General features: G+C 46.3%; 21 protein-coding genes, 1 tRNA gene and 1 pseudogene. 5 read left to right on the top strand and 18 right to left on the bottom strand.

The features are described 5' to 3' along the window. From NSMM_RS15825 to NSMM_RS14530, 5 genes and pseudogenes are all read left to right on the top strand, one after another. A pseudogene (locus NSMM_RS15825) lies at positions 1-334 on the top strand (HDOD domain-containing protein); the annotation flags it as partial. Next, on the top strand, positions 321-1,979 hold the full coding sequence (locus NSMM_RS14550; RefSeq protein WP_090288583.1) for an adenylate/guanylate cyclase domain-containing protein: 1,659 nt from the start codon (positions 321-323) through the stop codon (positions 1,977-1,979). The pseudogene NSMM_RS15825 and the gene NSMM_RS14550, both read left to right, overlap by 14 nt. A gap of 49 nt (positions 1,980-2,028) precedes the next feature. Further along, the gene (hpnA, locus tag NSMM_RS14545) at positions 2,029-3,045 is read left to right on the top strand and encodes a hopanoid-associated sugar epimerase (RefSeq protein ID WP_090288581.1); all 1,017 of its coding nucleotides are present in this window, start codon (positions 2,029-2,031) and stop codon (positions 3,043-3,045) included. A gap of 425 nt (positions 3,046-3,470) precedes the next feature. Further along, positions 3,471-3,953 carry a hypothetical protein gene (locus NSMM_RS14540; protein ID WP_090288578.1) on the top strand — a complete coding sequence of 161 codons (483 nt, stop codon included), beginning with the start codon at positions 3,471-3,473 and terminating at the stop codon, positions 3,951-3,953. Positions 3,954-4,316: 363 nt separating this feature from the next. Further along, entirely contained in the window at positions 4,317-4,679 is a 363-nt protein-coding gene (locus tag NSMM_RS14530; protein ID WP_090288574.1) for a hypothetical protein, read from the top strand. A gap of 470 nt (positions 4,680-5,149) precedes the next feature. On the opposite strand, the gene NSMM_RS14525 is transcribed toward NSMM_RS14530, so the two are convergent. From NSMM_RS14525 to NSMM_RS14440, 18 genes are all read right to left on the bottom strand, one after another. Beyond that, positions 5,150-6,451 (bottom strand): adenylosuccinate synthase, encoded by a 1,302-nt coding sequence (locus tag NSMM_RS14525; protein ID WP_090288572.1) that lies wholly within the window; start codon positions 6,449-6,451, stop codon positions 5,150-5,152. Between the two features lie 7 nt (positions 6,452-6,458). Continuing rightward, complete coding sequence (locus NSMM_RS14520; protein ID WP_090288570.1) at positions 6,459-7,652, bottom strand: ATP phosphoribosyltransferase regulatory subunit; 1,194 nt, start codon at positions 7,650-7,652, stop codon at positions 6,459-6,461. 65 nt (positions 7,653-7,717) lie between these two features. After that, positions 7,718-7,906 (bottom strand): DUF2065 domain-containing protein, encoded by a 189-nt coding sequence (locus NSMM_RS14515; RefSeq protein WP_090288568.1) that lies wholly within the window; start codon positions 7,904-7,906, stop codon positions 7,718-7,720. A 261-nt stretch (positions 7,907-8,167) separates the two neighbouring features. After that, positions 8,168-9,046 carry a protease modulator HflC gene (gene hflC, locus NSMM_RS14510; RefSeq protein WP_090288566.1) on the bottom strand — a complete coding sequence of 293 codons (879 nt, stop codon included), beginning with the start codon at positions 9,044-9,046 and terminating at the stop codon, positions 8,168-8,170. Position 9,047: 1 nt separating this feature from the next. Further along, the gene (gene hflK, locus NSMM_RS14505) at positions 9,048-10,235 is read right to left on the bottom strand and encodes an FtsH protease activity modulator HflK (protein ID WP_090288564.1); all 1,188 of its coding nucleotides are present in this window, start codon (positions 10,233-10,235) and stop codon (positions 9,048-9,050) included. Between the two features lie 46 nt (positions 10,236-10,281). After that, positions 10,282-11,454, bottom strand: a complete 1,173-nt coding sequence (hflX, locus tag NSMM_RS14500; RefSeq protein WP_245654834.1) for a GTPase HflX — start codon at positions 11,452-11,454, stop codon at positions 10,282-10,284. After that, positions 11,426-11,680: an RNA chaperone Hfq gene (gene hfq, locus NSMM_RS14495; protein ID WP_090288560.1), complete on the bottom strand. Its 255-nt coding sequence runs from the start codon at positions 11,678-11,680 to the stop codon at positions 11,426-11,428. Before hfq ends, hflX begins: the two co-directional genes overlap by 29 nt. Positions 11,681-11,908: 228 nt before the next feature. Beyond that, entirely contained in the window at positions 11,909-13,222 is a 1,314-nt protein-coding gene (gene phoR / locus NSMM_RS14490; protein ID WP_090288608.1) for a phosphate regulon sensor histidine kinase PhoR, read from the bottom strand. A gap of 9 nt (positions 13,223-13,231) precedes the next feature. After that, positions 13,232-14,254 (bottom strand): YheT family hydrolase, encoded by a 1,023-nt coding sequence (locus NSMM_RS14485; RefSeq protein WP_245654833.1) that lies wholly within the window; start codon positions 14,252-14,254, stop codon positions 13,232-13,234. Between the two features lie 17 nt (positions 14,255-14,271). After that, complete coding sequence (gene proB, locus NSMM_RS14480) at positions 14,272-15,393, bottom strand: glutamate 5-kinase (protein ID WP_090288556.1); 1,122 nt, start codon at positions 15,391-15,393, stop codon at positions 14,272-14,274. Between the two features lie 4 nt (positions 15,394-15,397). Then, on the bottom strand, positions 15,398-16,429 hold the full coding sequence (gene cgtA, locus NSMM_RS14475) for an Obg family GTPase CgtA (RefSeq protein WP_090288554.1): 1,032 nt from the start codon (positions 16,427-16,429) through the stop codon (positions 15,398-15,400). A gap of 410 nt (positions 16,430-16,839) precedes the next feature. Further along, positions 16,840-17,097: a 50S ribosomal protein L27 gene (gene rpmA / locus NSMM_RS14470; RefSeq protein ID WP_090288552.1), complete on the bottom strand. Its 258-nt coding sequence runs from the start codon at positions 17,095-17,097 to the stop codon at positions 16,840-16,842. Positions 17,098-17,109: 12 nt separating this feature from the next. After that, entirely contained in the window at positions 17,110-17,421 is a 312-nt protein-coding gene (gene rplU / locus NSMM_RS14465; protein ID WP_090288550.1) for a 50S ribosomal protein L21, read from the bottom strand. A 74-nt stretch (positions 17,422-17,495) separates the two neighbouring features. Continuing rightward, entirely contained in the window at positions 17,496-18,587 is a 1,092-nt protein-coding gene (gene ychF / locus NSMM_RS14460) for a redox-regulated ATPase YchF (RefSeq protein WP_090288548.1), read from the bottom strand. A gap of 66 nt (positions 18,588-18,653) precedes the next feature. Next, positions 18,654-19,238, bottom strand: coding sequence for an aminoacyl-tRNA hydrolase (gene pth / locus NSMM_RS14455; RefSeq protein ID WP_090288545.1), 585 nt, complete (start codon positions 19,236-19,238; stop codon positions 18,654-18,656). 96 nt (positions 19,239-19,334) lie between these two features. After that, the gene (locus NSMM_RS14450) at positions 19,335-19,952 is read right to left on the bottom strand and encodes a 50S ribosomal protein L25/general stress protein Ctc (RefSeq protein WP_090288543.1); all 618 of its coding nucleotides are present in this window, start codon (positions 19,950-19,952) and stop codon (positions 19,335-19,337) included. Positions 19,953-20,006: 54 nt separating this feature from the next. Beyond that, positions 20,007-20,957, bottom strand: coding sequence for a ribose-phosphate pyrophosphokinase (locus NSMM_RS14445; RefSeq protein WP_090288541.1), 951 nt, complete (start codon positions 20,955-20,957; stop codon positions 20,007-20,009). A 95-nt stretch (positions 20,958-21,052) separates the two neighbouring features. Next, positions 21,053-21,127, bottom strand: a tRNA-Gln gene (locus NSMM_RS14440). Positions 21,128-21,133: the final 6 nt, after the last annotated feature.

Genomic DNA, 21,133 nt, shown 5'->3' with positions numbered 1-21,133 from the left:
ATTATTTTTGGGTACTGATCATCGCCAAATCGGCTTACAGGCGGTGCATGAATGGCGCCTGCCAGCACAATTTTCCCTTTATGTAGGTACTAATCTCGACCAGCTCTCCAGTCAACAAGCCGAAAATAAGGTATTGCTCTGTCTGGCAGTTGCCAACACCTATGTCAAAGGAATGGGTATTGGCGCAAATCCGCTGGAGCCCGAAGTATTAAGAGAAAATTTATCGATTTATGGCCTGATGGAAGAATTGATTGACCCGCTGCTTGAGGCAACCTATCTGCAAACGCTGATGGATAACGAAATTTTTCAGTATTGTGCACATGATCAACACTAAGACCAACTTAAAGGTTGTTGATACCATTACAGATGGGAAGGATGAGTCGATCTTTCCACCGATTGTCATCACGTCATTAAAACAGAATATCTGGGTAGCACTCGAACAGAATATCGCCTATTCGCTTCAGCAACTTAACTGCCCTCGCCTGCTCGACTCCACCATATTATTATTGCACAAGCTGGTCAGCAATCTGGTTAAAACCATGCACCAGCAGGTATTTCATCAGATCATCAAACGTGATCTTGACATCGATACTGACATGCCAGATGAATTGACTACGCTACTGCAAAATGAACTGGATGCACATGGTGACCGTAATCTTGAAAATATTTGTAAAAAAAATAATTTTCAAATCATTGTTACTTTTCCCAAGGCAGCTGACACCTTAGTATCAATTTACTATCCGGCCTGTTGTGAGCATGCGGCTTACCTGGATAAAAAACTGGCCGAGGCTATTGGGTTCACCCTCGCTAAACGCACGCCTGTAGATGCCGACTCAGCTTATGCAGTCGCATGTCTGACGCGCAACAGTACGCTTGCAGCTCAACCGTTACACGCTGTCCTGCCTGGTTATCCGGAGTTACTCGATCCATCCAGTGAATACGACAAACTACAAACCATTTTTACCCGGCTGAGTTATGGATTGATCATTTTTTCCAGTGCAGGCGAAGTGCTGTCAATTTCTCCTAGTTTGTTGCAAGCACTGAAGCTGAAAACAACCTTTGCCGCTGTTGAAACTTTTGCTGCAGTGATTCCTACACATTTCTACAATGATGTCATCTGGGGAAGCGTGCTCGAATCTACCGATGGTACCTTTGAAAATTACCGTGTTCGTATTAAATTTTCATGCCAGTCAGGTATTTTCTTCGTCCTGTTTAACGTCAGCGGCTATCGCCATGCAGATTCATCAATTCGCAGTTTGTGGCAGATTGTCTCTTTGGAACAGAAATTTACGGATTCACTTGCTGAGGGCTCCATACTGAATGAAGCGCGAGTGCATAACATCACTCGCAACTACGTGCCACAACTGGTCGAACAGAAGGCTCGGGAAGTCATCCGACTGGGTGGTAATGAGCTGAGCAACGAGGAATGTTTTCTCGCGGTACTGTTTTGTGACATCGTTGGTTTTACGACCTATGTCGAAAACAATGAAAATGAAGAATCGGTCATTCATACTCTCAACTCTATTCTTGGCAGGATTTCCAAAATAACCAATCAGTTTGGCGGGCATATTGATAAATTTATGGGGGACTGCGTAATGGCGCTTTTCAGAGAACCACGTAACGCGGTTCTGTGCGCGTTGGAAATGCAGAAACACGCCGTGGATATCAATAACATGCGCATGAAAGCCGGCAAGGAATTGCTGCTGCTGAGAGTCGGTATTCATTGGGGTAAGGTCGTCATTGGCAATGTCGGCACTCCTGACAGACTTGACTGGACCACGATTGGCGATGTGGTCAATACAGCTGCTCGTCTGGAAAAAATTTGCCAGCCAGGCGAAGTACTGATCAGCCAGGAACTCTATGATGCAATAGGCGTAGACAACCACTCCGGAATTCAATATGGTAGTATTTTTACCGTCAACCTCAGAGGAAAGCGCAAGTTACAAGCAGTCTGCTATGCTCAGCCAGCAACTGGTTAAACATAAAGGTTGAGCCGTTCTCTGAAAACAAAATCCAAGGAGAACTAAAGTGTCTGCGCAAGGGCGGTCATTAGTAACAGGAGGCGGTGGCTTCATTGGAACGCATCTTGTGAACTGCTTGCTCGAACAAGGCGAAGAAGTTCGGGTACTGGAACTTGACGGCGTATCTGTTTCTTCGGCTGTTGAAGTCGTACGTGGCTCCATTACAGATGAACATTGTGTTCGGCGTGCTTGCAAAAGCGTACAACGAATTTACCATCTTGCAGCCTATACAGACTTATGGGCACGTGACAAGCAGATTTTTCACCAGGTCAATCATGCGGGAACCTGTATTCTGCTTGCAGAAGCGGCACATATTGATATAGAAGCCTTTGTCCACACTTCGACACAATCCGTACTAATTGAAAAAACTCCCCAGGCCGAGCTGCTGGATGAATCCGTGAAAAGCAGCTTCGAAGATATGCCTGGTGCTTACTGTCAAAGCAAGTTTCTTGCCGAACAGGCAGCCCATAAAGCCTCCCGGAATGGGTTACCTGTCATCATCGTCTCGCCCACCCTGCCGATAGGCCCCGGTGACTCTCATATCACGCCACCAACCCGGATGCTGCTGAACTTCCTGAACCGGCGCGTACCCGCCTATCTTGATTGTCGCTTGAATATGGCCGATGTTCGTGATATCGCCTTTGGACATATTCTTGCTGCACGCCACGGTAGCATCGGAGAGCGCTATATTCTAGGCCATGAGAATCTCATGCTCGGGGAATTGCTACGGATAGTCGAGAAAATAACGGGCTCGAAGATGCCTGATATTCAGATTCCTTACTGGGTGGCGTTACTCACAGGCATCATTTCTGAATTTGTTGCAGATTATGTTACACATCAACCTCCAGTTGCACCGCTGACCGGGGTTCGGCTTGCAGGCAAAAATATGCATTTTTCCTGCAGCAAGGCCAAACAGAAGCTTGGGTTCAACCCAAGACCTCTCCGCGAAAGCCTCACTGATGAAATAACCTGGTTGGTGCAACAAGGATACGTAACACACCCGCTATCGCTGAATAGACCATAGGGCATACTTGAACGCCCACGACATTACATTACATTACATTACATTACATTATGCCAAGTTTAGTCATGAATTTTGAGAAGATAAAGATTGCGGGTACACAGCCTGATTTTGTGTGAAACACATCGTCTCTATTCCTGATGAAATCTACCGAATATCGCCTCATCACCTACCTGCAGCCGCGCAGCGCTACTATCTGCCCTGCCTGAATCAGCACAGTATTACGCCTTGATCACACACTTGGCCGGGTGCGATAATTTGCCGCACAAAGTATCGCCCGGTTCTCTACACACCGAGTTGACACGATGAATGATGTCTGGTAAGAATAAAACAGATGTACTGAGTATTGGTTTTTTGTCAATTCATAAGGGGAGATCCAAATGAAATCCAGAACATTGTTCACAGTACTCGCATAATCCTTGATTAGTATGCTGACAACTGCAGCATCAGCAGAAGTGATCCCAGGCACTAATCTTAGTATCGATTTTCACTCGGGCCATGTGGTGGGCGCCGGGCGCAATATCAATATGATTCGCATACCGGTGACAGATATTAACACTGGTCAGACTGCGCTTTATGATGCCACCTTCAAGTTTACCTTCCTGCTCAACCAGGGCTTTGTGTTCGAGAAAATTTCCTCTGTCGCACCTTCCCTTCCCAACCCGGTTCGATCAGCGGATATTACGCCAGGACTTTATCGCACCCAGAGCGGGCTGTGTTTATTACTGGAAGGCCCGACCCTGCTTAATCAAAGTCGCTCTCTTTATACATTCAGAGGAATTGGCGGTACAGTAAGTGGCATAAATTGTGGCAGTGGAGCCAATTTTTCCGCACAAATTGTCTCCGGCTCTGCTGCTGGGCACCCGGATATTGGTGGGCGTGATGTTGTCCCCAGTTTGACCGAGAACTGAGTGTATGGATTTATGGCAGATAGCGGAGAGTAATAGAGGAGGCGACACTTTTTCATTTTTTCATTTTTTCATTTTTTCATTTTTTCAAAATCATCTAATCGAGGTGCGTCAGAGCGGGGAGCAACTGATTCTGGGGAGATTCAGCGATAATAATACGGATTTTAAGGATCCAGCGGCAACACCTGTTTTAACCAGGGTTACTCAATAACCAGACTTTCGGGGATTGTGATCAGATATTCATGGTTTTGGGACACAAGCCCCGTTTTATTGCCGGTTATTATATTGACTGGCGGGTAAGCGCGCCATCAGAAAGCTAACTGTATCCTGATGGCGCAATAAATACTCTGATGCGAGGAAGTTATGATGACGAACATGAAAACACCCGGCGCCCTTGTTCTTTTGTGCGCTATATTGATGTTGGTGACGGCAACGGCTCAGGCTGATAACTGCGAAAGAATTCAATTCCAGAGCGGGCAAAATACCCATAGTGTTGAGGGCATTATTTCGCCCGATAGCGCACTTTGCTACGAAATAACTGTCGGGGCGGGAAAAACTGTCGATATGGCGATATCGGGTGTAAATGTCATATTCTCAATCGACGGCATTACCGACGCGCAGGATATATACCGCTTCACAACCGATAAGGAAATCTATACATTTAGCGTTGGGCAGCTCTTTCGCTCTGTCACGGATCAGCCATTTACACTGGTGATTTCTGTCTGGTAAACGTTCTTGGGTTATCGATTGCCGCCTTTAGCTAATAATAAGATATAGCCTGCCAGCAGAGCAAAGCCTTTTCTTGTAGTGCTTCAGCCCATTTGTTACCTTCTGGACCGCTACAAGTACTTCTGGGAGCGATAGTTAGCCGGACCGGATTTGCACCGACGAATCAGATACGCCTTAGCAAGGCACACACAATGAACCGGTAGAAAACATCATTCGTCCGAGCGCAACCGGCAAAAAGGCTGGCTGTTCACCGGATCAGAGCGTGCCGGCCAACGTGCCACCGCACAACTCAACGGCCTCGACCTTCCACCGCATGACTTGAGGATAAACTCATCGAACTCCCCACCTGGCTCAATAACCACATCGATGCATTCCTGTCGCTAACGCCAGTATTTATTCAATCACTCCAATGCAAATGGAGATAGATGAAAGCGTTGGGCGCTTACTGAGTAATCGCTCAGGCAAGTCCTCTATTCAAAAGGGTGTTGGAATACGATGGTTTCTTCCCGGTCGGGACCGGTGGAGATCATGGCAATTGGGCTTTCGCAGATGGCTTCGATACGTTTCAGATATTGACGTGCTGCCAGCGGTAATTTTTCAAACTCCCTGATGCCTTTGGTTGTCTCTCCTTGCCAGCCGGGTAATGCTTCGTAGACCGGTTCGACTAATGCGAGCGCCTCTGCGCCAAATGGAGATACATCACAATATTGGTCAGAATCTTTTAGTCGATAGCCGATACAAATCTTGATCTGATCAAAGTCATCCAGCACATCCAGTTTGGTCATGCACAGTCCAGTCACCCCATTTAACTGAATCGACCGCTTGAGTGCTACTGCATCAAGCCACCCGCAACGGCGTGGGCGTCCGGTTGTGGAACCGAATTCATTTCCACGTTTAGCCAAATTTTCACCATCCTGATCCTTTAGTTCTGTCGGAAATGGGCCCGCACCCACACGAGTTGTATATGCTTTGGTAATTCCAAGCACAAAATTCAGAAAATGTGGACCAATACCGCTGCCGACCGAAGCTGCGCCTGCAAGACAGTTACTGGAAGTAACGAATGGATAGGTCCCGTGATCAATATCCAGAAGTGCGCCTTGCGCTCCTTCAAACAAGAGATTATCGTCAGCGCGGTTCGCATCAAACAATAGCTTAGGAACATCTGCCACCATCGGGCGAATTCGCTCAAATTTCGCAAGATTAGAATCAAACACCTGATTGAAATCCACCGCAGCAGAATGGTAATAATTTACCAGTAGAAAGTTATGATAATCGAGAATTTCACGGAGTTTGCAGGCAAAGCGCTCTGGATAGAAAAGATCCTGCAAACGTATCGCACGACGCGCGGCCTTGTCTTCATAAGCCGGGCCAATTCCCCTGCCAGTAGTACCAATTTTATCCATCCCTCTTGCTGCTTCACGCGCGCAATCCAGAGAGATATGATATGGAAGGATCAGAGGACAGGTCGCGCTAATGCGCAGGCGCTCCGCTACAGTTACGTCGCTGCGAGCCAGCATATCAATTTCTTCCAGCAGTGCTTCCGGGGAGAGTACAACGCCATTTCCAATATAACAGACAACGTTTTTACGCAAAATCCCGGATGGAATGAGATGTAGTACCGTTTTGTGCCCATTAACCACTAACGTATGTCCGGCATTATGTCCACCCTGAAACCGGACTACGCCTTGGGCGCGATCGGTCAGCCAGTCAACTATTTTGCCTTTACCTTCATCCCCCCATTGGGTTCCAATAACAACTACATTTTTGGCCATTTTCCCTTTACCTGCCTGGTTCTTCTATTAGAAAATTTTCAGTAATTTCCCAGCGACCATTGCGATGAATCAGCTTGCGATCACAACGAATGCCTTCCTGACCATTTTCCCCTGGCAGCACAACCACGACAACAGTACCGTCTGCCCGCAATTTGGCGATAATTTCATTCAAAGCATCATCACCCGGACACCAGGGTGCAAGAACAGCCTTTGGGTGATCATTACCGTGAATCAAGCCTGCTACTTGCTTCAAATCAAAACTGAAGCCTGTTGCTGGTCTGGCTCGACCAAAAACTTTTCCGATTTCATCGTAGCGACCGCCTAACGCAATTGCATTCGGGCAGCCATGCGTATATGCAGCAAAAACAATACCGGTATGATAGTGATAACCACGTAAATCCGACAGATCAAAGGTAAGGTTGAATACTTCTGAACGCAACGTATCGGCTACGGTGTCCAACTGATCCAGCGCCACACTTATTTCCGTAAAGTTGGGCAGGTAGCGTCGCGCCTGTGCAAGAACGGCCTCATCTCCGTATAGTTCAGGCAGCAACAATAATGCCTCGCCTGTCACCTTATTCAAGTGCTTGTTTAGCCCATTCCGCACCAACTCTCTTAGTACCGCGGTATCCTTGGCTTGCAACGCGCTATAGAGCTCCCGTTCAAGTTCTGGCGATATGTCCGCATCTTGTATCAAGCTACGAAAAATATTGACGTGGCCAAAATCAAGATGAATAGCTGGAACACCGGAAACATACAAGCAAGCAAGCAACAGTCGCTGGATTTCTATATCGCTTTCTATCCCTACATGCCCATATAGCTCGGCACCCACCTGGAAGAGTTCGCGAGTGCGGGCTATTTCACATGGAAGCGCATGCACGACGCTGCTGGCGTAACACAAACGGGTAACACCGGATTGATTCAGCAAATGAGCATCTATTCTGGCGACTTGCGGCGTCATGTCCGCCCGTAAACCCATCATTCTGCCGCTAAGCTGATCCACCACCTTGAACATTCTTAAATTCATATCACTACCGCTGCCGGACAACAGCGATTCGACATATTCCAGTAAAGGTGGAATCACGAACTGATAGCCATGAACATGGAGCAAATCCATGACACGACGGCGCATACTCTCAATATGAGCAGCATCATTCGGCAATACATCTTCAATATACTCAGGAAGTAACCAGTTTGGCATGATTAAGGGCGCGACTTACCCCTTATTAAGGGAAATCAGAAAAGACAGTCACTTGGTATGCAAGATTAATTGTTGACCAAAAAAAGGATAAGTAGTCCTATTAACATAGCAGTGAGCCCCATAAACCGTATTTGTCCATCTTCCATTTGCAGCAGTTTATGAAAGGTTTCTCGCCATGCTCCAGGTAATATAAAGGGGAAGATGCCTTCTAACACCAGCATTAACGCAATTGCCATTAGGAAAGTATCCAACATAGCTCATATCCTAAATTGATCGGCACAAATAGCTTTATCAAGATCCAAATCGTACCTTATATAAAGGTACCAATCTGGACAAAAAACCGGTTTACTTTATCTGCTATAACTGGATAAAGCAAACCGGTTTTCCATTAATGCCAGATGCTAACGATATACTTATTTCTGAAAACTTCAAATAAGCGATTGTGCCAGTAAATTACCGGACCGCACGATATGCTTCCGATACTTAACTTAACCCTCACTTATCGGAAGTCTCATTCACTTGTCTTTACCAGATGATTGTTTCAGGAATTTAAAGAATTCCGAACTAGGTTCGAGTACAAGCAGATCTCCTTTATCCTTAAAAGACTGCTTATAAGCTTCGAGACTACGATAAAAATCATAGAATTTTGCATCTTTTTGGAATGCGGCTGCATAGATGCCTGCTGCCTGACTATCGCCATCACCCATTATTTTCTGAGCTTCACGATAGGCTTCTGCCAGAATAACCTCACGTTGTCTGTCAGCATCAGCTCGAATTTTTTCACTCTCAGCTGCACCGGTTGATCTTAATTCATTTGCAACCCGTGTACGCTCAGCTTCCATTCTCTGATAGACGGAATCACTTACTTCCCGCGGAAGATCAACGCGCTTAAGCCGTACATCGATCACTTCCACACCGATTTTACGTGCATCGACATTAGCTTTTTGCCGCATGATTTCCATGATCACATCACGTTCTCCGGATACAACATCATGAACCGTTCTGTTACCGAACTCATCACGCATACTGGAATTAATAGTTTGCGATAACCGCGTCTGTGCCAAGGCTTCATCTCCATTAACACTGACATAGTATTGTCTGACATCGACGATACGCCATTTAACGAACAAATCCACCAAAACATTTTTCTTTTCGGAAGTAATAAAACGTTCAGGTTCATCCGTGTCCATAGTCAGGATTCTGGATTCAAAAAAACGAACATTCTGGACGATAGGTATTTTGAAGTACAGACCAGGAGAAGTTTTAACATCTACAACCTCACCCAGCTGGAAAACAACCGCCTGTTCGCGTTCATCAACAATATAAACAACGGAGCTGCCTAGCACAACCAGTGCCACCAGCAATCCGATTAATGTAGTAGAAATAGCTTTCATCTTATCTTATCTCCCGCTCACGACTACGAAAGGACTCACGCGAACGCGTGCTGGCATCTTGAGGAAGTTCCGGAATACTCTGCTGTGGCCTCATCCCAGACGAAGGTTTAGCAGCGCCAGACTCCATCTGTATTAACTTATCCAGCGGCAAATATAACAGGTTGTTACCACCTTGCTGATCAATCAAAATTTTGCTGGCACTGGAAAGAATTTGCTGGACAGTATCAAGATACATACGATTACGAGTGACATCCGGTGCTTTTGAATATTCGACCAGAATCTGCTCGAAACGACTCGCATCACCTTCCGCAGTTGAGATCACACGCTGCCTGTAACCATTGGCTTCTTCCATCAAACGTGCTGAAGCACCGCTTGCTCTGGGAATAACATTGTTGGCATAAGCCTGACCTTCGTTAACCTGACGCTCTCTGTCCTGACCAGCTTTAACAGCATCGTCAAAAGCAGCCTGCACCTGCTCGGGCGGTTGCGCATTTTGCATGGTTACCCGATTAATTTGAATACCGATCTGATAACGATCCAGAATGGCTTGCATTAATATGGTGGTTTCTGCCGCGACTTGCTCACGACCCTCATAGAGTACAAAGTCCATTTTACTATTACCGATTACCTGACGGATCGCTGTCTCGGCAACCTGTAGCACTGAAGTCTCAGCATCTCGATTATTAAACAGGAAATCTTCGGGGCTACTCAAAATATATTGCACAGCAAACTGAATATCGACGATATTTTCATCGTCCGTCAACATCAACGATTCTTTGAGAACTTTACTACGAACATTATTTCGGTAACCAATCTCAACCGTACGAACCTGGCTGATATTGACGGCTTCGACCTTCTCAATGGGCGTTGGCATGTGCCATCTCAACCCTGGCGTAGTCGTTTCAACATGCTTACCAAATCTCAGCACCACGCCTCTTTGACCTTCGTCAACGATATAAAAGCCACTCGCTACCCAAGCCAGCACGAGCAGGATAGCAATCACAACGACACCTGCACCACTGTGTTTGCCATGACCCTCTCCGGGATCACCACCCTCGCCACCACCGTTTTCACCCTTACGGCCAAAAATTTCATTTATTTTTTGATTAAAGGCGCGAAAAATATCGTCAAGATCAGGCGGACCCGCGTTACCCCTCCTTTTTCCCCATTGAGGATCATTTAAACCCATGATATTTATTCCTTTCTGTTATTAAAATTAAACAAACACATTATGCTCATTGCACTCCATACCAAGGTGATGGAAGACAATCTATCTGGCTGACCGAAGACTGATTGAGTGCCTCTGACATTGCAATCTGCAGAAACTCCAATCCTGCCCCTGTTTTCGCACTAAGCCGAACGGTACTGATTTTATCACACTCGTCACGTGTGCAATTCGCCGTCAAATTCGATTCGGTTTTGTCTATTTTGTTCAACACCAGTATTTGCGGTATGGTATTTGCACCAATTTCGCATAGCAATTTATTGACTTCTGCTATTTGTCTATCTCGATTAATGCTGGATGCATCAACCACATGTAGCAACAGATCCGCCTGAATCGTTTCTTCAAGTGTCGCGCGAAAAGCTGCTATTAGTGTATGTGGCAAGGATTGAATAAAACCAACCGTATCGGAAACTACAATCGAACCACAGCCAGGCAAATATAGCTTTCGGGTTGTGGTATCCAGAGTTGCAAATAGCTGATCTGCTGCATAAGCCTCGGCACTGACGAGCCGATTGAACAAAGTTGATTTACCGGCATTAGTATAGCCAACAATCGATACCGAAAATACAGCGGCACGTTTCCTAGAACGCCGCTGAACGTCCCGCTGCCGCTTAAGCTTTACCAATCTTTCCTTTAACAGCTTTACACGCTTACCAAGCAGGCGACGGTCGGTTTCAAGCTGTGTTTCGCCTGGTCCACGCAGGCCAATCCCGCCTTTCTGACGCTCAAGATGAGTCCAACCTCGAATCAGACGAGTTGAAAGATGTTCCAGTTGCGCCAGTTCGACTTGTAATTTACCTTCATAACTTTTGGCACGTTGCGCAAAGATATCCAGAATCAGACTGGTGCGATCAATAATACGACATGACAAAGCATTGGAAAGATTTCTTTGCTGCACTGGCGATAAATCATGATTAACTATCACCATCTCGGCTTTCGTTTGCGCCAAAGTCTGGCAAATTTCCGCTACCTTCCCCTTTCCGATAAAGGTGGCTGGGTCTGGGTATTTTCGCTTGCTCTTGATGACAGCAACTACCGATATTTGATCACTGGATACCAGTAACTCAAGCTCTTCGAAACTATTACGCTCAATTTTATCAAAGTCAATATCAACTAGAACTGCTGTATCGCGCCTGACTAACGCCTCATCCACATCACGAATCATCTTGCTCCGTTTGGCCATCAGTCGCAGCCGGCAGCGATATCGCTTTGGCTGGCACTACAGTTGAAATTGCGTGTTTATAAACCATTTGCGTGATGGAATTTCTCAATAGCACCACATACTGGTCGAATGAATCGATGTGCCCCTGTAATTTAATTCCATTGACCAGATAGATAGAAACGGGAATACGTTCTTTTCGCAGAATATTCAGAAAAGGATCCTGCAACAACTGCCCTTTAACGGCCATTTTTCCTGCCCTCCCAAGTATAATTTATTAAGTTATAGTTATTCGCTTCTTCAGAACATTTATCGTTAAAATCAATTACCCACCACGATATCATGGACTTGAGAAGTCAGTCTGCCACAGAATGACAGCCTTAGCCAACAGTGAAACCCGAAAAATAAAACCGGTCACAGGCCAGGACTCATGAAATTGGCGAATTCCGGTATATGACGTTCATTAGTCTACGCCAGATCAGGTCTTTTGACATCCGTCCCACAGCACTCTGGAAGCAGGAAATCTGATCTTAAAAATACTTCCGTGACCCGGTTTACTGACAATTTCCAAACTGGCCCGATGATGAGTAAGAATATGCTTGACGATTGCTAACCCCAGTCCAGTCCCGCCAGTTTCCCGAGAACGTCCACGGTCAACTCGATAGAATCGTTCGGTTAACCGTGGAATATATGATGGTTCAATACCAATACCACTATCCTGCACAAAGAACACACCCTCTTCACCTTCCTGAATCCAGTGCAAGGAAATATTGCCGTCTTGCGGGGTATAGCGCACAGCGTTGCTGACGAGATTACTAAAAGCACTGCGAAGCTCATCTTCGTTACCCAATATCACAGCTTCTCTGGCGACATTCAATCTAATCTGATGACGACCCGAGCTCAAGGACTGAGCTTCCTGATAAATTCCTCGCATGAGTTTTACGATATCAATCCTTTCCTCTTTAGGTGAATTTTGGGAGTTCTCCAAGCGAGACAAAGTCAGGAGATCCTCGATCAGTCGATGCATTCGAGTAGCCTGACGCGCCATCAATTCGAGTACATTTTGTTCCATTTTCTCTAATTTTCCGCTATCAAGTAAAGTTTCCAAGAAACCGCCAATAACCGTTAAAGGTGTGCGTAGTTCATGAGAAACATTGGCAATAAAATCACGACGCATGATTTCAATCTTCTCGAAGCGGGTGATATCGCGACTGATCAGTAATTTTTCACTATCTCCGTAAGGTACCAGCTGCAATGAAAGAAAAATATCGCTTTTCTGGGATTGTTTCAGCACAATGGGTTTACTGAAATCACCAAAATTCAGATAATCGACAAACTGAATCTGTCGAACAATACGAGTTATATGTTGCCCGCCATCCAGTTTAAGATTAAGCCCCAAATGCCCTTCTGCAGCCAGATTGCACCATTCGAGCTGATCAGCATCACCCAATATCACCACACCTTCTGGCATGGCAGATGTTGCACGATGCAATCGGTCGAGAGCATGCTCAAGCCGACGAACTTCATTCTGGTGACGCCTCAATAGTCTTGCCACCCGCGCAAAAACCAAGCCCCACGCACCCGGTCCATCCGGAGCATTCAGATAAGAAATATTATTACTACGCAGCCACTTATCCAGGCGAGACAAGTTATAGTGGTGATAGGCTATCATTCCCAACAGCCCAACACTGAATATGCTCAAAGCGACAACAGAATCAAAAACCGCCCAGAAGATTAACGTGATAGCCGTTAGCCATATCACACCAGCAAGGCCTTGCAAATTAGGATTCACCACTGTAAATCAACGGAGACTGTCTGGCGTATCAGAGTGGTTGCTTGACGAGCAATCTTGCAGGAAGAAATGGAGAATCTTTCTAGGCAACCACTCAAGCTTTCCCGGAAAAGCACCATGAATAAATCCAACATGGCCACCCTGGTCGGGAAACTCCAAGGAAATAAATGCTGAAATGTCGCTCGCGCCCGGCAGTGCATGTTCCGGCAAAAAAGGATCATTACGTGCATTGATCAATAAGGTGGGCGCCCGTATATGACTTAACCATTGTTTACTGCTGGATTGCTGCCAGTAGTCCTCGGTATTCCGAAACCCATGTAAAGGTGCAGTTACCAGATTATCAAACTCATATAATGATTTACACTCCATCACAGCTTTAATATTCAACAATCCCGGGAAGTGTCTATTTTTACCCAGTACTTTACGTTTCAGAGAAGCCAGAAAATGCTGCGTATACAACTTATTAAACCCGGAATCCAGTGCGTTACCCGCCGCCGCCAAATCGACCGGTGTAGAAACCGCAACAGCACCAGCAATCAACTCATTCGCTCGCTCCCCCTGCTCTCCCAGCCATTTTAGCAGGGCGTTACCACCAAGTGAAACCCCGATGACATAACAACGAGAATCATGCACAAAATGGTTAGCTACAACAACTTTATGTAACATCCAATCTATTTCTGCAGAATCTCCGGCATGATAAGCTCGTGGCAAACGATTGGGGTTTCCCGAACACCCACGAAAATGAATGACAGCACCACGCCAATGCATAGTTTGCAAGAGCCGCATGATACTTAGTGCATAATGGCTGCGTGATCCTCCTTCAAGACCATGTAACAACACCACTAAAGGCTTGTCTGGTTGGCCGTCTAGCCAATCGACATCGATGAAATCGCCGTCTTCCAGTTCCCAGCGTTCTCTTCGGTAATAAACAGGTAACTTCCTGCTCAGAAAATAGGGATAAATGGTTTGCGCGTTACCACCCAGCAGCCATTTTGAAGCACGATAGGGGGGGAAATGATCAGTTTCCAGCATGGTAAGGACGTCAGTCATCATAAAATGACCAGATTGTCTCTGTGAATCAGTTCATATTCATCTACATACCCTAATACCGATTCAATCTGGCCGGATGGCAGACACATAATTCTACGAGTCTCGCGCGCGTTATAGTTGATGAGCCCCCGCGCTATTTCGCGACCATTAACTTCCAGGCAAGCTACGGCCTCACCCCGCTCAAACTCACCTCTGACTTCTTGCACACCCACAGGCAGCAGGCTTTTTCCCTTTGATAACAGCGCTCTGACAGCACCATTATCCAGCACGAGGCTGCCCCGAACCTGCAAATGATCAGCCAACCATAATTTTCGCGCGATGCTGACCGGCATGTCTGCCTGCAAGCAGGTTCCGAGAGCCTCTCCTTGTATCAGTCGCATCAAGGCATGCTGTGTTTTTCCTGAGGCAATGATGGTATGCGTACCGCTACGCGCCGCACGTCTTGCCGCCATGATTTTACTTTGCATTCCACCTCGACCTATTTCGCTACCCGCTCCTCCGGCCATGGCTTCAATTGCCGGGTCACTCGCACTCGCCTCGGCAATCAGGGTTGCACTGGGATCCTTACGCGGATCACCGGTATATAAACCCGCCTGATCTGTCAGTATCACCAGCACTTCTGCCTCGATCAGGTTAGCAACCAACGCAGCCAGATTATCGTTATCACCAAACTGAATTCCATCAAAAACCACGGTATCATTTTCGTTGATGATGGGAACAACATTCAGCTTAAGGAGCGCCAGTATGGTCGATCGTGCATTCAAGTACCGTTTGCGATTGGAGAGATCATCATGCGTCAGCAGAATTTGCGCAGTTCGCAAGCCATACTTGGCAAAACTCGTGGCATAGGCTTGCGCCACTCCCATCTGCCCAACTGCTGCAGCAGCCTGGAGCTCATACAATGCCGAAGGACGGCTTTTCCATCCAAGGCGCAGCATTCCTTCCGCAACTGCCCCAGAAGTTACCAGTACCACTTCTTTATTCATTTGACTAATAAAGGCTATCTGTTCTGCCCAACGATCAAGCGCCTCATGATCTAACCCCTGGCCCTGATTGGTTACCAAACTGCTACCAACCTTGACGACAATACGCCGCAAAGATTTCAGAATCTCTCTCGCCATACCGTCACGTCCTTCCGGTAGTTAACCAGAATGTTTCCAGATACTGCATAATGGCATAAGTTAGTGCTTGGCAACCCTCACCTGTTAATGCTGAAATTGCAAACCACGACTCCCGCCAGTCCAACGCCTTTAAAAATTCCTCACAAACGACTGTGCGCTCTGCTTCCGGCAATAAATCTACCTTATTGAAAACTAGCCAGCGGGGTTTTTCATAGAGCGACTGGTCGAACTTATGCAGCTCTTCTATCAGTGCACGCGCCGAATGAACTGGATCTATTTCCTCATTGAAAGGAGCCAGATCAATCAGGTGCAATAGCAGACCTGTTCTACTCAGATGTTTCAAAAAACGATGTCCAAGGCCGGCACCCTCTGCAGCTCCCTCAATCAATCCTGGTATATCTGCCATCACAAAACTGCGACCATCATCCACCCTAACCACGCCGAGATTAGGATAAAGCGTTGTAAAAGGGTAATCCGCCACTTTGGGCCGTGCAGCAGAAACCGCGCGGATCAAGGTGGATTTACCGGCATTTGGCAGACCCAGCAGACCCACATCAGCCAATAACCTGAGTTCCAGTCTAAGCTCGAATTTTTCGCCTGGTTCACCATGCGTAAATTGTCGAGGTGTCCGATTTGTGCTCGATTTGAAATGGATATTACCTAGCCCCCCCTGGCCACCCTTCGCCAACAATGCTCGCTGCTGGTCATGGTGCAGATCAGCCACGATCTCACCAGTCAAATCGTTCGTGATAATTGTTCCTACCGGCATATGCAATATGATGTCGTCTGCACCTTTGCCGTAACAATCCGCTCCTCGCCCGTTCTCGCCACGCTTTGCACGAAAAATCGGCGTAAAACGATAATCAACAAGCGTATTGAGGTTATGGTCAGCCAACGCATAAATGCTTCCGCCATTACCGCCATCCCCACCGTTGGGGCCTCCCTTTGGAATATTTTTCTCTCGACGAAAACTCGCCGCACCGTCGCCACCATCTCCCGCAGCAATCTGTATCTTGACTTCATCTATAAATTTCATGAATTTTGCCTTGGTATAGCATCCAAATTACTGGAAGCAACATGACAATAAGTCACATTATAATCGGCATAAGGGACAGCCATTATAGACTGCGCCCCTGCCACACCACCCGACATGCGGGTTCGCACCGGGCCGCTTGGGGAATTGGGGTCGCTTCGCCGATCTATGGCCCGCTCACTCTGCTCGGCAACTCCTTCTATTCGGTTCTTGTTTATCGGCTCACAGTTTATGTTTCGCGCTTCCTCCTCACGCTCGATCACCCTTATGCAGTTGCGCTTCACTTCATTCCCTGAGATCAACTTACGGCGGGATTTTTACCCGCAGGAGTAGGCTCACGCTGGATACACAAACAAAAAACCCCATTTCATGAATGGGGTTTTTTGTTTGTGTATCCGGACACGAAATGGACATTACGCAGGAACTACTGTTACCGTTCTCCGATTCAGCGGCCCTTTGATAGTAAATACAATTTTTCCATCCAGTTTAGCAAAAAGAGTATGGTCTCGGCCAATACCAACATTCTCTCCTGGATGAAACTGTGTGCCACGTTGACGAACAATAATACCACCAGCCCTAATTAACTCTCCGCCGTAGCGCTTGACACCCAAACGCTTTGAATGAGAATCTCGGCCATTTCGAGAACTACCACCCGCTTTCTTATGTGCCATTAATATTTCTCCTTAGGCAGAAATACCAGTAATCTGGATCTCTGTATAATTTTGCCGATGTCCTTGGTGCTTCTGGTAATGCTTGCGGCGACGCATTTTAAAGATACGTACTTTATCATGTCTGCCATGACTGAGGACAGTTGCATTAACTTTTGCTTTCTCAAGCAAAGGATTACCCGTGGAAATACTCTCACCATCAGCAACCATCAAAACCTTATCCAAGAAAAATTCATCACCAACTGCTACAGACAATGTTTCCACTTTAAGCTTGTTACCAACTTCAACCCGGTATTGTTTACCACCGGTTTTAACCACTGCATACATAAAATCCCCCGTCCAATAACCGCGTATTATAGCGGCTTTCACTCAATACGAGTGTAATTTTAGCAAGAATGTAATTAGACATTGAAGCGAAAATGCATCACATCTCCATCTCTTACGATGTATTCTTTGCCTTCCAATCGCATCTTGCCAGCTTCCTTTGCTTTCTGCTCCCCGCCTAGCGAAACAAAATCCTGATAGGAAATGACTTCTGCACGAATAAATCCTTTCTCGAAATCGGTGTGTATCACACCAGCAGCTTGTGGAGCAGTTGCGCCGGTTGGGATCGTCCATGCCCGAACTTCTTTTACACCCGCGGTAAAATAGGTTTGAAGACCCAGAATTTGGTATGCGGCACGGATCAGGCGATTTAGCCCGGGCTCCTCCATGCCGATATCGGCCAGAAATATCTGTCTATCATCATCAGAAAAGTCTGCAATTTCGGCTTCCAGTGCGGCACAGATTACGACCACCGGCGCTAATTCCTTTGCGGCTTGCTCTTGAATCTGCTGTAACAATGGATTATGCTTTATTTCCTGATTCGCGACATTGGCTACATAGATAACTGGTTTTGCCGTCAACAGGCATAACGACTTCAACAGCATCTGTTCAGATTTATCTAGCGATAGGCTGCGTGCTGGCCGCCCTGCGTCAAGATGTGCATACAACCTTTCCAACAAGCCAGATAGAAAAATACTTTCCTTATTACCTGATTTTGAGAGCTTACTTTCACGCAGCATGGCTTTTTCAACCGTTGCCAGATCAGCCAGCGCCAATTCCGTATGAATAACCTCCATATCGGATAGAGGATCGACCTGACCCGCAACATGGACCACATTATTATCCACAAAACAACGAACCATGTGAACAATCCCGTCAGTTTCACGAATATTCGCCAGAAACTTGTTTCCCAATCCTTCACCCTTCGAAGCACCTGCCACCAATCCGGCAATATCGACAAATTCAACGATAGCGGGTTGAATCTTTTGGGGATTAACGATTTGACTTAACCCTTTGATACGGGGGTCAGGTACCTCGACAATACCAACATTAGGATCAATCGTGCAAAACGGATAATTTTCAGCAGAAATACCTGCTTTGGTCAATGCATTAAACAAGGTAGATTTACCAACATTAGGCAGACCAACAATGCCACATTTCAAACTCATAATTGGATTCTCGTTAACGAATAGCACCACAGCTGAAAGCAGTCGTACACAATAAAACCCTGAAAATTATTTTTTGGTATGCAGCAACAGCATAGCTTCACTCAACCTGCCACCAATAATTTGGGGCCATACCCGCATACTTTGTTCGATGGCATGATCAATCAAGACGGACTCTTCTTTTCCAGGTATATGTAACACATAATTGACAACTGCCTGCCGGTTTCCAGGATGGCCAATTCCAATCCGCAAACGCCAGAATGGTTGATTATCCAAATGTGCCAGAATATTCTTGAGCCCGTTATGACCCCCAGCGCCCCCACCCCATTTCAATTTGATGCTCCCGGGCAGCAAATCCAGCTCATCATGCACTACCAGCATCTGTTCTGGAGAAATCGCGTAATAATGGCAAATTGTGGCAACCGATATACCGCTGGCATTCATGTAAGTCTGAGGTTTCAGAAGCCAGCAATTCATGCCTTCGTTCTGGAAATGCGCACACAAACCATGAAATTTGTGTTCGAACCTGAATGTAACACGCAATTTTTCCGCCAATCCATCCAGCCAATTAAAGCCGGCATTGTGGCGGGTACCCATATATTTTTCACCCGGATTACCAAGACCAACTATCAATTTGACAGGAGATTCGGGCATTTTCGTAGCTTTTAAGCAAAAAACGTGAAACAGAAATCAGTCTGTATTGACTTCATTCCCGGGAAGCCCGAAGTACTTCCTGAAAAATTATATTGATCAGGAGGATGTAGCTCCTTCCTCGGCATCAGATTCATCAGCCGATCCGCCTCGAGGTGTGGTAAGTGTAACCACCGCCTGATCATCACCCTTTGCCAGCGCCAAAATTTCCACGCCTGACGGCAATGTTAAATCACTTAAATGTAAAATACCCCCAACCTTCATTTCTAACAAATCAACCGTTATAAACTCTGGCAAGTCTTTTGGGAGACAAGATATTTCGACCTCAGTCAGAATATGACTGATAATGCCGCCTGACAGTTTCACACCCGGGGCACTCTCAGCGTTAAGAAAATGTAGTGGCAGTTTGACATGCATTTTTTTGCTCTGATTAATCCGCTGAAAATCAATATGTAAAATCTGCTGTTTGAAGGGATGCATCTGATAATCCCGCAAGACTACTTGAACAGGATCACCATCGATATTGAGCGATAAAATGGAAGCATGAAATGCCTCTGCTTTTAGTTTGTAATACATGTCTTTGTGATCCATCTCGATGGATTGTGCCGTTCTGTCCCCACCATAGACCACACCAGGCAGCCTTCCTGATGTACGCATACGGCGGCTGGCACCTGTTCCATGTAACTTGCGAGTATTCGCACTGATTTCAATTTGCATCATATTCCCCAGAAAATGACTTGCCTATAACCAAGCAAGTCAAAACGTTTACCCTCATTCAATAAACAACGAACTTAATGAACTTTCATTGCTGATTCTTAGCATTGACTCACCAAACAAACTCGCCACACTCAATTGATTGATACGATCACTATTCTTCGCTTCTTCACTTAATGGAATCGTATCAGTCACGACCACCTTGTCCAGCTCCGATTCCTCTATACGCGCCACCGCATTACCTGACAACACCGCATGGGTAGAATACGCAATGACATTCAAAGCCCCCTGGCTTTTTAGCGCCGCAGCTGCCTGGCACAAAGTATTGGCAGTATCGACCACGTCATCCACAATCACACAAGTACGACCCCTCACTTCGCCGATAATATTCATTACCACTGATTCATTTGGTTTCGGGCGTCGTTTATCAATAATCGCCAGATCACATTCTAAGCGCTTCGCCATATGCCGCGCTCTGACCACCCCGCCTACATCCGGAGAAACCACAACCAGATTTTCATAGTGGTGCTTCCAGATATCGCCCAGGAGAATTGGCATTCCGTAGATATTATCTACCGGAATATCAAAAAAACCTTGAATTTGATCGGAATGCAGGTCCATGGTCAACAATCTATCCACACCAACACTGGTCAACATGTTTGCCACCACCTTAGCAGTAATCGGAACACGCGCCGAGCGCGGTCTTCTATCCTGCCGCGCATAACCAAAATAAGGTATTGCTGCCGTCACACGCGCTGCAGATGCGCGCTTCAATGCATCCACAATCACCAATATTTCCATGAGACTCTCATTGGTAGGCGCACAGGTAGACTGCAACACAAAAACATCATTGCCACGCACGTTTTCCAAAATTTCCACCATGATTTCGCCATCGCTGAAACGCGAAACCGTTGCTCTACCCAGGTTGATGTTCAGGTGCTTGACTACATCCTGAGCCAGCTTGGGATTGGCCGTTCCAGTGAAAACCATCAAACTATCGTAGGCCATGCGAAATTTTATTCCTGATAATTGGGGGCAACTACTGGCGAAAATTCATATCACTACAAAACAATTAAATCTGTTGTTAACAGATCACTGCTGTTTGGCTGGGGAGGTAGGGATCGAACCTACGAATGCCGGAATCAAAATCCGGTGCCTTACCACTTGGCGACTCCCCATTATCT

The sequence above is a fragment of the Nitrosomonas mobilis genome, from assembly GCF_900103035.1.
Taxonomy (GTDB): Bacteria; Pseudomonadota; Gammaproteobacteria; order Burkholderiales; family Nitrosomonadaceae; genus Nitrosomonas; species Nitrosomonas mobilis.
Note: the sequence above shows the minus strand (reverse complement) of the source record. Positions and strands in the feature narration are given on the sequence as shown.